Origin of the sequence: Saccharibacillus sp. CPCC 101409 (genome assembly GCF_030518235.1) — a bacterium.
Taxonomy (GTDB): domain Bacteria; phylum Bacillota; class Bacilli; order Paenibacillales; family Paenibacillaceae; genus Saccharibacillus.
The window spans coordinates 259,942-273,257 of the sequence record NZ_JAULSA010000003.1 but is presented as its reverse complement, the minus strand read 5'-3'; the positions used below and the strand labels follow the sequence as shown (position 1 = coordinate 273,257).

At 60.8% G+C, this 13,316-nt stretch carries 13 protein-coding genes; 7 read left to right on the top strand and 6 right to left on the bottom strand.

Going from position 1 to position 13,316, the window contains the following annotated elements; all coding sequences use genetic code 11:
- The 3 genes from QWJ34_RS09120 to QWJ34_RS09110 all read right to left on the bottom strand — a co-directional run bounded on the left by QWJ34_RS09120 (position 1) and on the right by QWJ34_RS09110 (position 2,476).
- The gene (locus QWJ34_RS09120) at positions 1–558 is read right to left on the bottom strand and encodes a riboflavin biosynthesis intermediates N-glycosidase (RefSeq protein ID WP_302727500.1); all 558 of its coding nucleotides are present in this window, start codon (positions 556–558) and stop codon (positions 1–3) included.
- Positions 555–1,529, bottom strand: a complete 975-nt coding sequence (locus QWJ34_RS09115; protein ID WP_302727134.1) for an NUDIX hydrolase — start codon at positions 1,527–1,529, stop codon at positions 555–557. The genes QWJ34_RS09120 and QWJ34_RS09115 overlap by 4 nt, the downstream gene beginning before the upstream one ends.
- 149 nt (positions 1,530–1,678) lie before the next feature.
- A complete protein-coding gene (locus QWJ34_RS09110; RefSeq protein ID WP_302727132.1) occupies positions 1,679–2,476 on the bottom strand; it encodes a helix-turn-helix domain-containing protein in 798 nt (265 codons plus the stop codon).
- 268 nt (positions 2,477–2,744) lie between these two features.
- On the opposite strand from QWJ34_RS09110, the gene QWJ34_RS09105 reads away from it, so the two are divergent.
- Entirely contained in the window at positions 2,745–4,211 is a 1,467-nt protein-coding gene (locus tag QWJ34_RS09105; protein WP_302727130.1) for a sulfatase family protein, read from the top strand.
- 57 nt (positions 4,212–4,268) lie between these two features.
- Positions 4,269–5,111 (top strand): YkgJ family cysteine cluster protein, encoded by an 843-nt coding sequence (locus tag QWJ34_RS09100; RefSeq protein ID WP_302727128.1) that lies wholly within the window; start codon positions 4,269–4,271, stop codon positions 5,109–5,111.
- Positions 5,112–5,256: 145 nt separating this feature from the next.
- On the opposite strand, the gene QWJ34_RS09095 is transcribed toward QWJ34_RS09100, so the two are convergent.
- The 3 genes from QWJ34_RS09095 to QWJ34_RS09085 form a co-directional block, all read right to left on the bottom strand.
- A complete protein-coding gene (locus QWJ34_RS09095) occupies positions 5,257–5,682 on the bottom strand; it encodes a GNAT family N-acetyltransferase (protein ID WP_302727126.1) in 426 nt (141 codons plus the stop codon).
- 204 nt (positions 5,683–5,886) lie between these two features.
- Positions 5,887–6,054, bottom strand: coding sequence for a DUF3934 family protein (locus tag QWJ34_RS09090; RefSeq protein ID WP_302727124.1), 168 nt, complete (start codon positions 6,052–6,054; stop codon positions 5,887–5,889).
- 190 nt (positions 6,055–6,244) lie between these two features.
- Positions 6,245–7,225: a radical SAM protein gene (locus QWJ34_RS09085; protein WP_302727123.1), complete on the bottom strand. Its 981-nt coding sequence runs from the start codon at positions 7,223–7,225 to the stop codon at positions 6,245–6,247.
- A 301-nt stretch (positions 7,226–7,526) separates the two neighbouring features.
- Here QWJ34_RS09085 and QWJ34_RS09080 point away from each other — a divergent pair, with 301 nt between their 5' ends.
- From QWJ34_RS09080 to QWJ34_RS09060, 5 genes are all read left to right on the top strand, one after another.
- Positions 7,527–8,756 carry a branched-chain amino acid ABC transporter substrate-binding protein gene (locus QWJ34_RS09080; protein WP_302727122.1) on the top strand — a complete coding sequence of 410 codons (1,230 nt, stop codon included), beginning with the start codon at positions 7,527–7,529 and terminating at the stop codon, positions 8,754–8,756.
- 820 nt (positions 8,757–9,576) lie between these two features.
- Positions 9,577–10,563 (top strand): branched-chain amino acid ABC transporter permease, encoded by a 987-nt coding sequence (locus QWJ34_RS09075; protein ID WP_302727120.1) that lies wholly within the window; start codon positions 9,577–9,579, stop codon positions 10,561–10,563.
- A 28-nt stretch (positions 10,564–10,591) separates the two neighbouring features.
- Entirely contained in the window at positions 10,592–11,887 is a 1,296-nt protein-coding gene (locus QWJ34_RS09070) for a branched-chain amino acid ABC transporter permease (protein ID WP_302727118.1), read from the top strand.
- A complete protein-coding gene (locus tag QWJ34_RS09065; RefSeq protein ID WP_302727116.1) occupies positions 11,829–12,614 on the top strand; it encodes an ABC transporter ATP-binding protein in 786 nt (261 codons plus the stop codon). Before QWJ34_RS09070 ends, QWJ34_RS09065 begins: the two co-directional genes overlap by 59 nt.
- Complete coding sequence (locus QWJ34_RS09060) at positions 12,611–13,315, top strand: ABC transporter ATP-binding protein (protein ID WP_302727114.1); 705 nt, start codon at positions 12,611–12,613, stop codon at positions 13,313–13,315. Before QWJ34_RS09065 ends, QWJ34_RS09060 begins: the two co-directional genes overlap by 4 nt.
- Position 13,316 lies beyond the last annotated feature (1 nt).

Below are 13,316 nucleotides of genomic sequence, written 5' to 3'. Positions count from 1 at the left end.
TCAATGCCCCTCCTCGATCAGCTCGTCCCGCGCCTCGCTCAGCGCAAATCCGAGCAGGTTCGTGCCTTTCCATTTAACCGGCTTTTCGATATCCGGGTCGTTTTTGTCCATGCCGATGCCCCAGATGCGGTCCTGCGGACTCGCTTCGACGAGAATGCGGTTTTCGGTCTTTTTCAGAAAATCCCACAGCTCGCGGTTCTGCCGGAACTTCTCCAGGCCTCCCTGCTTGACGATTCCGTATGCCTCGCGGTTCCATACATTTCCGTCGAAATTCCGCACCTCGCGGCCGAACGCTTTCATCTGCTTGGGATGCTTCGCCTGCAAAATCTTGGTCCGCGCTTCTTCGTCCCCGAACAGCCGCGCTTTTTCCGCCATCATATACTGCTCGGCGCAGCTGTACCGCGTTCCGTCCACGGCAAAGCCGCTCGGCCACCACTGGCTCAGGCAGCTTGCGTCGACCCTGCCCGGCGTTTTCGGCGTATGTCCCCAGAAAAATAAATATTTCAGCCGCTGTCCGCCATTGTAGGCTTTGCGCAGTGCGGCCAGATTGTAGATCATCGGTAGTCGCCCCATTCCTCGCGGCTCCACTTGTACAATCTCGAAGGGCGGTGGCCCGCGTTTTCCGTATAATCGTCCGTTTTCTCGACCAGGGGTTCCGCTTTGCGGCGAAACGCCGCTTTCAGCAGTTCCCGGTCCAGGATCGCTTCGTACACCTGCTGAAGCTCCGTCAGGGTAAAACGCTCCGGCATCAAATGCAGCGCCAGATCCGTCGTCTCCGCCCGGCCGCGAAGCCGCTCGATCGCCATCGCGATGATCTTCGCATGGTCGAACGCCAGCCCGCCGCTCTCCACGATCCGGTATTCGTCGGCCGACGCCCGGTTCGTGCGGGTACGGCTGCGTTCGACGACCGCCGTCAATTCGATTCGCTCCGCCCCGTTTTCGCCCGCGGCGGCTTCATCCGTTTCCAGCGCCAGCTTCAGCTCGTAACGCCGGACATGCCGCATTCCGCCTTCGTCCAGATGCTCGCGGCTTTCGCTTTTGAGCCGGTACGCCAGTTCGAACCATGCCGCGCGGTCCGCGTCGTCGCCCGCCCGGACTTCCAGGCCGCGGCCGTCCACGAGCGCCATATACGCGCAGCTCATGACCCAGGCGCGAGGGTCGCGGCCCGCGTCGCTGAACGTATGCAGCTGCTCCAGATAGACGCGGTCCACGCCCGTTTCTTCCCGCAGCTCTCTCGCCGCGGCCTGTTCGGTCGTTTCGTGCGGACGCACGAACCCGCCCGGCAGCGCCCAGCGGCCGAGATGCGGATGCCCGCCGCGCCGAATCAGCAGCACGCGCAGCAGCCTTTTGGGCAGCTTGCGGTAATTCTCTTCGCGTTCGTCCGATACCGTAAAAATAACCATGTCCGCCGCCACCGAAGGCCGCGCGTAATCGCCGGCGTCGTAGCCGCGCAGAAATTCCGCTTCGGTCAGGCCGTCGGCGTCGCGCGGTTCCCGGGAAGTCTCGTCGGTCCGATTCTTTTTGTCCATAAACATCCGTCCCCTGTCCAAATAACCTTGTCCGGCTTTTTCGAAGCGCTTATTTGTTAAATACATATTGATATTATCTATTTGTTACTAACATGATAAAAAGAAAGCCGCTTGCTGTCAAGCCGGCAGGCCGCGGGAAGAAGCTCCGGTCAGAACGGTTTCGGTCCGGTGCCGCGGCCGCTGCGGACGAATTCCGTCGGCGACAGTCCGGTTTCTTTTTTGAACATCCGAAAAAAAGCGGAAGCGTCGTAGTACCCGAGGTAAGCGGCGATTTCGGCGATATTCATCTCCGTATGCAGCAGCAGATAAGACGCTTCGTCCGTTCGCAAACGATGCAGATGGCGAATCGGCGGCAGCCCGTTCACTTCCCGGTAGATCCAGGCGGCATGGTTGGGAGAGCGGCCGATCAGATCGGCCAGTTCCCCGATCGCGACCGGCTCGCGGTAATGCTCCAGCATATAAAGCCGCATCGCACGTCCGCACTCCGACAAAGCCGGAGGCATTTCGGGGCGCTCCCGCTCCCGCGACAAACGGCCGAGCAGCTCCTGCAGCATGCCTTCCGCCGTGTATGCGCTGTAGGCTTTACTTTCGCGCGCTTCAAAAAACAGCCGTTCGAACGCGCGCCGGACAGCCTCGAAATCCCTCGGCCGGAACAGCCCGGGACAGCCGGGCGACAGAAGCGGAATTTTCTCCTCTTCTTCCGGGGCGCAGCGAAACAAAACGCTGTACTTCATATGCGGCGTTTCTCCGACATTGCCGCCGGAACGAATTACGTCTCTGGGCATGACCAGAACGTCGCCGCGCCTGACGATCATTCGCCGGCCGTTAACCGTATAACCGGCTTCGCCCTGCACCATCAGCACCAGTATCGGCCGCCGCAGCCGCTCCGTCCGCGTCCGCCAGCCGGGAATATTCCGGTCGAAATTCACCGCTTCCAATATCGGCATCCGCTTCGCCTCCTTCGCCCGTCGAGCTTTGTCCCCTCAGTCTAACAAACCTTTTTGCCGGGCGCATCCGTCCGCAGCGATCCGCTTCCGCGCTCTTTCTACCGTAAGTCCGCCGTAAGATTGTACATGATCCGAGGAAAGGTCCATGACGGGGCGGACGCGCCTTTTCTATACTGGACAAGATTCTGCATGCAGGAAAAGCGATCCGGCTCCGGCGGCGCAAGGCGGAGGCCGGGTACGATTCCGATTCCCGAAAGGACTGAACCCTATGAGAGTACTTCTGCTCGACCTGGATTCGACCAGTCCGGATCATCTGGGCTGCTACGGCTACGAGCGCGATACGTCGCCCAATCTGGACCGGCTGGCGGAGCAGGGCGTGCGCTTCACCAACTACTTTACATCCGACGCCCCCTGCATGCCTTCGCGCACCGCGCTGATGAGCGGACAGTTCGGCATCCATAACGGCGTCGTCAACCACGGCGGGCGCGCGGGCGACCCGCGGCAGGAAGGCGAAGACCGGGAGTTCGTCGCCCGCCTGACCGACGAATGCTTCCCGGCGCTGTTTCGCGCCGAAGGCATGCACACGGCGCTGGTCAGCCCGTTCGGCGAACGGCATTCCGCGTGGCACTTCTACGCCGGGTTCAACGAGATCCACAATACCGGCGCGCGCGGAGGAGAGTCCGCCGAGCAGGTGACGCCGGTCGTGCTGGATTGGCTGGAACGCAACGCGCGGCGCGACGACTGGATGCTGTACGTCAATTACTGGGACCCGCATACGCCTTACCGGGCGCCGGAAGAGTTCGGCAATCCGTTCGAGGACGAACCGCTGCCCGGCTGGATGACGGACGAGACGATCGCGCGGCACCGCGCAAAGACCGGACCGCACAGCATGCGCGAGATCAATATGTACGACAGCCGCGAGCAGCCGGAGTACCCGCGCCAGCCGGGAGAAATCCGGGACCGCGACGACCTGAAGCGCATGATCGACGGCTACGACTGCGGCATCCGCTACATGGACGGCCATATCGGGCAAATCTTCGAGACGCTGGAGCGGCTCGGCGCGATGGACGACACGATCGTGGTAGTCACCGCCGATCACGGCGAGAATATGGGACAGCTCGGCATTTACGGCGAACACGGCACGGCCGACCGGGGCACCTGCCGCATCCCGATGATTATCCGCTGGCCCGGCATGCGGCAGGGGCATGTCGATCACGGCCTCCACTACCATCTGGACCTGCCGCCGACGTTCGCCGATCTGCTCGGCCGCCCCGCTCCGAAGAGCTGGGACGGGCAAAGCTACGCGCCCGCGCTGAAATCCGGCGAAGACAGCGGCCGCAGCTATCTGGTGATCTCGCAGTGCGCGCACGTCTGCCAGCGCAGCGTCCGCTTCGGCAGATGGCTGTACATGCGCACCTACCACGACGGCTATCATTTGTTCGACCGAGATATGCTGTTCGATCTGGAAGCCGACCCGTACGAGCAGCGCAATATCGCTTCGTCGCATCCCGAACTCTGCCGCGAAGGCATGTATCTGCTGGCCGAATGGCACGACGACATGATGAAGTCGATGCCTTATCCTTGCGATACCGATCCGCTCTGGACGGTCATGAGCGAAGGCGGACCGTATCACGCCAGAGGCCATCTGCCGCGCTATATCGAGCGGCTGAAAGCGACCGGCCGGGCCGAAGCCGCCGAAGAACTGGCCCGCCGGCATCCGCGCGAATTCGAATAAAGAGCGCGATGGGCGTATAATGGGAAAAGAATCCAACGACAAGGAAGTGACTTTCCCATGCCGGATACGCCCGCAGCGGCGGACCGAAAACCGCTGTCCGAAGAGCTTTGCTTCTGCGGCAGCGGACGCAAGCTCAAGCACTGCCACAAAAGCGCCTCGGCCGACAGCCGGGCGGTTCATGTCCATAACCTGTACCGCGAGGTCGACGGGGCGATCGAGGAGTACCGGTCGCACAGCCCCAAGCAGCCGCCGTGCCGGGAAGGATGCAGCGCCTGCTGCTCCGATTACTTCCCGGTCTCGCAGGTGGAATTCGAGCTGCTGCTCGTGTACATGGAGCGGCACTGGAGCCAAGGCGAGATCCGCGAAGCGTTCGAGCGCGCGGAGGAAGACCTAGAGATTCTGCGGCGGGAGAATCCGCCCCTGCACGATTCCCTGACGCACGGCGCCGACCGCGGCGGCGAGCTCGACGCGCTGCGCCGCCACGCCGGGCGCAACGGCTTTCCCTGCCCGCTGCTCGATCCGGGCACGGGCAGATGCCGCGTGTACGCGGCGCGGCCGTTTATCTGCCGGACGCACGGCAGCTCGCATACGTTCTACGGCACCTGGCGCGAACGCCTTCAGCCGGAACGGATCTGCGAATATATCGACGGCGGCCGCGCCCACCGGAAGATCACGCCCAATGTCGCGGACTTCTGGCCGCGCTACGACGAATTGACCGACGTGCGCGTCGGAGCGAAGCGCCGGCCGCTGCGCCAGTACCCGATCTTCTACTGGCTCGTCCTGTACGGACGCCACGGCAGCGGACACACGGCCCGGCTCGGCAGCCGCGACAACTTCGATCTGCCGCTCGCCGAGCACAACGCCCGCATGGCGGCGCACGAATCGGCCCGGGCGAAGTAACGGCTTCCGCTCCCGCGCGCAATTTTCGCAAAAAAAGAACCTTCGTTCACCGCTTTCGACTGCGGCGTGCGAAGGTTCTTGCGTTTGTGGAAAATTTATAACCGCGGCATTGCGGGACCCGGGGTCTGCGTGCGCGCCGCTTCATTTACTTCAGCACTTTTTTCAAAAAGTACTGCCTGGCTCCGTCATACGGCGAATCGTCCAGCACGCCGAACACTTCGTAGCCCTGTTTGCGGTAGAAATCCGGCGCTTGAAAGCTGAACGTTTCCAGTTGGACGTAGCGGCAGCGATGTTCTCTCGCCAGTTCCTCCGCGCGCTTCAGCAGGCCCGAACCGGTATCGCGTCCGCGCAGCGTTTCGTCCACCCAGAGGTAGTCCACATGCATCTGCTCCCAGTAGAACGATGCCGTAATGCCGGCGATCACTTCGCCCGCTTCGTTCTCCAGCGTCAGCTCCACCGTTTTCGTGTCCCGATCGGCCAGTCTGCCGCCCGCCTGCTTCCGATTGTACGCGCGCAGCTGCGGAATCACCCGGCTCTCTTCCTTGTCGATCCACTGTACATTCAGCTCCATCCCGTTCGTCCTCCTTCGCCGGGCGATCCCGACGCGAATAGGGTTCTTATCGTACTTTCCTTTGCCTGCTTCATGCGCCGCCTATCCCGTTCGAGTCGAAAAAGAGGCCGCCCCGGTCGTGTACAATGACACTCGGAAGCAGCCTTCTTTACCGCAGCCGCAGGCGCAAACCGGTCTCCGGCCGCCCGCGCGATTATGCCGATTTTATGATGGATTCGCCGGGCCGGACTTGTCCGCGCCGGTTTTCTCCGCGTCGGCTTTACCTTTGCTCTTATACGGCTTGGGGGCGCTTTTTTTGCGGTTCTCCGCTTTCTGCCACCGGTTCCAGCCTTTCTTGCCGGTTCCCCGGCCCGTTCCGCCTTTTTTGCTCATGCTGTGCTCGCCTCGCTTTCGCGCGCTCCGGATTGCTTTTTGCCGCGAAAAATCGCTGTGCTCCGTGCGCGTATACGTCCTGTCTATCGTACGTTACGCCGTGGTCGGACACAAGCCGAAATATCGCTTCCGCGCGCAAAACGTCAGGTATACCGCGAGCGATCGCAAACCGCTCCGGCGCTGCGACCGCTTATTCCCCCGCCGGAAACAGCGCGTCGTAAGCCGGGCAGGGAAGCCGCTCCAGGAACTCGGCCAGCGCCGGCGGACGGTTGGCGTAGATCGTTTTGAGGTCAGCGCCTCGATACACATTGCCGATCACTTCCGGGCGGCACAGCTCGCAGATGAGGATATCGCCGTTGCCGTGCAGATGAAGCTGCTTTTTGCCGTCCACGCAGTTCGAGAAATACACGCCCGGCTCTTCCTTGAAGCCCAAGCGTTCCATAAACCGGTCCATGCACGTAAAATACAGCTCCGTATCCGGCCGGCGGGCGGCGATCAGGTCGCTTACCGAACGCACCAGCGCTTCGCGCGTCGCGACGGCGTTCCAGCCCGGCCGCTCTTCGTGGTCCATGACGATGCTGTTCTGGATCTCGTGGATGCGCACGCCCAGTTCGTGCACTTTGGCGCTGATCGCCGGCATATTGCTCTGCGTCGGTCCGAACAGCAGCGTTTCCAGCACCGTTTCCAGTCCTTCTTCGGCGCACAGACGGATATTTTCGACCACTTTCTCGTAAACGCGCGGGTCCATGCCGTAGTAAGCGGCGAACGACTGCGCATCGGTAAAGTTGAACGACAGATGGATATTAGACAGCCCCGCCCGCTTGAGCCGGCGAATCCGCTCTCGGCTGAGCAGGCTGCCGTTCGTGTTGAGCTGGGTGGCGATGCCGCGCTCCGAGCAGTAGGTCACGATCTGCACGCAGTCCTCGAACTTGAGCGTCACTTCCCCGGCCGACAGCCGTACGCGCTTGAGCGTCGGAATATCCGAAATCAGCCGAATCACCTCGTCCGCCCCGATATACGAGCCGTCGTCGCGACGGTAAGCGCAGCAGTAGTCACATGCAAAATTGCAGTTCGACGTGACGCCCACTTCCAGCCCTTCCAGCTCGTATACGCCCGGCGTTTCCAGTTCGAGCGCTTTGTATTTGTTTTCCGTATGCGTTTCTGTTTGCACTTCGTTCAACCTCTTCCGTCCCTCGATGGGTTCTTCGATTCCTTGGACATTATAGCGAAAAGACCCGGAAGGACGGTGTGACAAAGCTAACCCTCGCCTTTTGACAAAATTTCTGTACAGCCTGTGCTCTATGTCCTTTACATGTTATTTATATGTTATTTTTAATTCCATAAAAACGATTCGATGACATTATTTTGATGATTTTTTCAAAAAATAGCTTGTCCGAACTCCCTTTTCCTTGTATATTCACCTCATGAATCGCCTTTATCCGTTACATAAGTTAACATTAGGAGGAAGAGAGATGAAAAGAAAAACAGTGGGGTTGGCTTCTCTGGCTTTGTTCATGAGTATCGTATCGGCCTGCGGCAGCAGCGGAGGCGGCACGACCGCAAGCGGCACGCAAACGGGAACGACGGGCAATGCCGAGGGTTCGGCTTCGGGCACGGTCATCAAGATCGCCACGCAGTCGCCGCTGTCCGGGTCCAGCTCGATCCAGGGCGAAGCGATCCGGCTCGGCGCGCAGCTGGCGCTCGAAGACCGCGCGCAGGAGTTCAAAGACCTCGGCTTCACGCTGGAGCTTGCGCCGTTCGACGATCAGGGCGACGCCAAGAAAGGCGTGGCGAACGCCGAAATGATCGGAGCCGACCAGGCGGTGCTGGGCGTCATCGGCCACCTGAACTCGGGCGTCTCCATCCCTTCCTCCGTCGTCTACGAGAAATACAACATCCCGATGATCTCCCCGGCCAGCACGGCGACGGAATTCACCGACCGCGGCCTCAAAGTCGCCAACCGCGTCGTGGCGCGCGACGACTTCCAGGGACCGGCCGCCGCGCAGTACGCGGTGAACGAGCTGGGCGCGAAGAACATCTTCGTCGTCCAGGATAAAACGGCTTACGGCCAGGGCCTGGCCGAAGCGTTCCGCGACGAGGCGGAGAAGCTCGGCGCCACGATCGCCGGCTACGAAGCGATCACCGTCGGCGAGAAGGATTTCAACGGCGTGCTGAATATCGCGCTGAGCAAAAAGCCGGACTTTATTTTCTTCGGCGGCCTGTACGCGGAAGGCGGTCTGCTGGTGAAGCAGGCGCGGGAAAAAGGCATCTCCGCGCCGTTTATGGGCGGCGACGCGCTCGACTCGTCCGGCATGGTCGAGATCGCCGGCGACAATGTGAAAGACTCGCTGTACAGCTCCGTCGCGACCGATATCGCCAAAGCCGAAGGCGGCAAGGAGTGGGCCGACAAGTACAAAGCGAAATTCAACAAAAACGCCGAAGGCTACTCCGTCTACTCGTACGACTCCATGACGATCATGCTCGACGCGATCAAGAAGTCGATCGAAAGCAGCGACGGCAAGATTCCTTCCCGCGAGACGGTCCGCGACGCCGTCCGCGCCACCAAAGACTTCAAAGGCATCGCGACCGAAGTCTCGTTCGACGACATCGGCGACAACATCTACGCCAAAGTCTTTATCTACAAATTCGAAGAAGCGACTTATCCGGGCACGATGGTGTCGGAAGTCAGCAAGCAGCAGTAAAACCGGAAAGCCGGAAAGGGCCGCGCGAGACCGGAGTAAGGCGAAAGCGGCAGTAAGGCGAGAGCGGCAGTAAGGCGAAAGCGACGGCGCGGCCAGCCGGCAGAATCGGTCAAGGAAAGCCGGCGGCCATTTCCGCAATCTCCGCTCTTTTTCCGGCCGCTCCTCATCTAACGGAACCGAAAGACGCTAATCGCCTGTTTTAGCGTCTTTTTCAAATCTAACGGAACCCAGCGACGTTAAATGCCAAGTTTACCCGGCCAAGCGGCCGATTTCGGTCATTTAAGCGCGCTCCGTTCCGTTAGCCGCGAAAAAGCGCCAGAATGCCGCCAATAGCGCCTCCTCGTTCCGTTAGAAGAGAGGCAGCCCTCAGCGAACGGAGTTTCGCCGAGAGCGCCGCACTTTCCAGCGTGCTCGCTTCTGCCGCACGCCGTTCCCGCAGACTCCAGTCCTGAAGCTTCAGGTCTCAGGACCATGGTTCTGGTTCTGGTTCTGGTTCTGGTTCTGGTTCTGGTTCTGGTTCTGGTTCTTTCTTTCCCGCGGCCCCGTCCGCGCAGCGCTTCGAAAATACCCGAAGCGCCACCCGCCGCCCACCGAAAGGCCGCAAGGGGCAGAGGGGGGATCCGTGTAGTACAGACTTTCGGAGAAAGTCACTTCGGAAGCATATGCTTGGCGTTCGCCTTTGAAATCGGGAAAATACCACTTAGATTCCAATCAAATTTTCCCGATTTCAACACGCGATCGAAACGGATTCCCCCGGCGCCCCCGGCGCCCCCGGCGCCGCCTTTCCTCCCATCCCAACAGAAAGGAGCTGACCCGTATCATGCTCGGAAGTATATTAAGTTCGCTGCCCCAGGTGCTGATCGACGGGCTGGCGCTCGGCGCGATCTACGCGGTCGTGGCGCTCGGCTACACGATGGTCTACGGCATTCTGGAACTCATCAACTTCGCGCACGGCGAAGTGTTTATGACCGGCGCTTTTGTCGGCACGGCTACCCTGTTCATCTTCGACGACGCCGGCTTCCTGGCTTCGGCGCCCGGCTGGGTCGTGTATTTCCTGATTATCCTCATCTCCATGATCGTGACCGGACTGCTCGGCATGCTGATCGAACGGATCGCTTACCGGCCGCTGCGGCGCGCGCCCAAGCTGATCTCGCTGATCTCGGCGATCGGCGTGTCGTTCGTGCTCCAGGACCTGATCCGCTTTATCGCGGAGCTGATTACCGGCAACTACATCGTCAGCGGCATCTCGCTGTTCAAAGGCACGGCTCAGCTCGGCACCTCCACGATCACCGCAAGCTTCAACGACGCGTTCGTCAAAAACAACACGTTTATCATTCTCGGCGTAGCGATCCTGCTCATGCTCGGGCTCGATTTGTTCGTCAACCGCACCAAATGGGGCGTCGCGATGCGGGCCGTCGCGCAGGACCGCGAGACCGCGTCGCTGATGTCGATCAACGTCAACAAAGTCATCGTGCTGACGTTCTTTATCGGCTCGGCGCTCGGCGGGGCGACCGGCGTGCTGTTCGCCCAGCAGTACGGCACGATCGACCCGTATATCGGCTACATACTCGGACTCAAAGCGTTCACCGCCGCCGTGCTCGGCGGCATCGGCAATATCCGCGGCGCCATGTTCGGCGGGCTTGCGATCGGGCTGCTCGAAATGTTCGCGTCCGCCAATCTCGGCCTGATTACGCACGGCAGCTTCGGCTCGGAATACAAAGACGTATTCGCTTTTGCGATCCTGATCCTCGTGCTGATCTTCAAGCCGGAAGGCCTGTTCGGCAAAGCCGTCAAAGAAAAAGTCTAATCCGCATACGCCGGAAAGGAGGAAATCCATGTCCACGCTCAAACTCACGCTCCAGCGCAGCAAAGTGCTGCAGCTTACGCTGCTGGCCCTGTTCGTGATCGTATCGGCGGCCAGCGTCTACCTGACCGACCGTTCCGTGATCGCGTTTATCCTGCTGCTCGGCTCGCTGCTGCTGCTGTATTACACGTCGCTGACCAACGGCATGAAATGGGCGGTCGCCGGCCTGCTGCTGATCCTGATTATCCCGTTCGCCACTTCGGGCGGCCCGTCGCACGAATCGTATATGGAGGTCGCCACCCAGTGCGGCATCTATGTGGCGATGGCGCTCGGACTCAATATCGTCGTCGGTTTCGCGGGACTGCTCGATCTAGGCTTCGTGGCCTTTTTCGCGATCGGCGCGTACACCTACGGCATCTTCGCGACGGGTCAGGCCAACAACTTCATCCCCGGCGATCTGTTCCCGCTCTCCGGCGGCACTTTCTGGATCTTTATTATTCTTGGCGGTATGATGGCGGCGTTGTTCGGCGTCCTGCTCGGCCTGCCTGTGCTGCGGGTCAAAGGCGATTATCTGGCGATCGTGACGCTGGGCTTCGGCGAGATCGTGCGCATTATTTTCAACAACCTGGAAAAGCCGGTCAATATCACGAACGGGGCGATGGGCTTGTCGTCGATCAGCCCGCCGAACCTGTTCGGCCTCCAGTTTACGTTTCCGCACCAGTTTTACTTTATCGTGCTCGGCATTCTAGCCTTCGTCATCTTCGGGGTGCGCCGGTTCGAGCATTCGCGCATCGGGCGTTCGTGGAAAGCGGTGCGGGAAAACGAAATCGCCGCGCAGTCGATGGGCATTCCGCTGATCCGCACCAAGCTGACCGCGTTTGCGATCGGCGCTTCCTTTTCCGGGCTGATGGGCGTCGTGTTCGCGGCCAAACAGACGTTTATCGACCCGTCCAGCTTCACGCTGCTCGAATCGACGACGATCCTCGTCATGGTCGTGCTCGGCGGCATGGGCAGCGTGCCCGGCGTGATTCTCGGCGCGGTGCTGGTGACGCTGCTCAACTTGCAGGTGCTGTCCGAGTTCACCGGCTGGCTGAACCAGCTGTCGATGCAGGGCGTCATTACGCTGCCGAACGCGCTGTCGCCGGTGAAGATGCAGCGTTTTATTTTCGGCGCCATCCTGATCCTGATCGCCATCTTCCGGCCGCACGGGCTGATCTCCGCCAGAAACCGTAAAGTCGATATTCAACAGGTAAAGGAGGAATCGGCGCATGAGCATTCTCAAAGTGCAGGGCCTCGTCAAAAAGTTCGGCGGGCTGACGGCCGTTAACGGCGTCGATTACGAATTCGAGCGCGGCAAGATCTCCGCCGTCATCGGCCCGAACGGCGCGGGCAAAACGACTTTTTTCAATATGATTACCGGCATCTACGTGCCCGACGGCGGCACGATCGAGCTGGACGGCCGCTCGATCGTGCGGGTGAAGCCGGACAAGATCACCGACCGGGGCATCGCGCGCACGTTCCAGAATATCCGCCTGTTCGGCAGCATGACGGTGCTGGAGAATGTGATGGTCGGCATGCACATCCATCTCAAAGCCGGCATCGTCAGCACGCTGCTGAATCTGCCGGTCGTGCGCCGCGAGGAGCGAAGCGCGATGCACGAAGCGTACGAGCTGCTGGAATACGTCGGCCTGGCTTCGCTGTACAACGAAGAAGCGGCCAGCCTGCCGTACGGCGCGCAGCGGCGCCTGGAGATCGCGCGGGCGCTCGCCGCCCGGCCGAAGGTGCTGCTGCTCGACGAGCCTGCCGCCGGCATGAACCCGCGCGAAACGGGCGAACTGACGGACCTGATCCGCCGCATCCAGAGCGAGCGCGAGATCTCGATCATCCTGATCGAGCACGATATGAAGCTGGTGATGGAATTGTCGGACCATATTCTGGTGCTGGACCACGGAGAGAAGATCGCCGAAGGCGGTCCGGCGGATATTCGCAGCAACCCCAAAGTGATCGAAGCGTATCTGGGCAAAAGCGCGCTGGAAGAGGAGGTGCCGCTGTGAGTTTGCTGGAATTGAAAGAAGTGCAGGCGTATTACGGGGGCATCCATGCGCTCAAAGGCGTGAATATCACGGTCGAAGAAGGCGAGATCGTGTCGCTGATCGGCTCGAACGGCGCGGGCAAGTCGACGACGCTCAAAGCGATCTGCGGACAGGTCAAAACGAAAGGGACGATCTCGTTCGACGGCAAGCAGATCCAGTCGCAGCCGCCGCACGTCACGGCGCTGAGCGGAATCGCGCACGTGCCGGAAGGCCGGCGCATTTTCCCGAAGCTGACGGTCAAGGAGAATCTGGAGATGGGCGCGTTCTCCGTCCGCGACAAAAAATTGGTGCGCGAGCGGATCGAGCGGGCGTTCGCGCACTTCCCGCGGCTCAAAGAGCGGTATCATCAGGCGGGCGGCACGATGAGCGGCGGCGAGCAGCAGATGCTGGCGATCGCCCGCGCCATGATGATGAAGCCGCGCATCCTGCTGCTGGACGAGCCGTCGATGGGCCTCGCTCCGGTGCTGGTGGACCAGATCTTCGAGATTATCCAGGAGCTGAACCGCGAAGGGACGACGATTCTGCTCGTCGAGCAGAACGCCTACCAGGCGCTCCAGATCGCCCACCGGGGTTATGTGATCCAGACCGGCGAGATCATTATGCAGGACGACGCCAAAGCGCTGCTGCGCAGCGAGGTGGTCAAGGAAGCGTACCTGGCCTGAA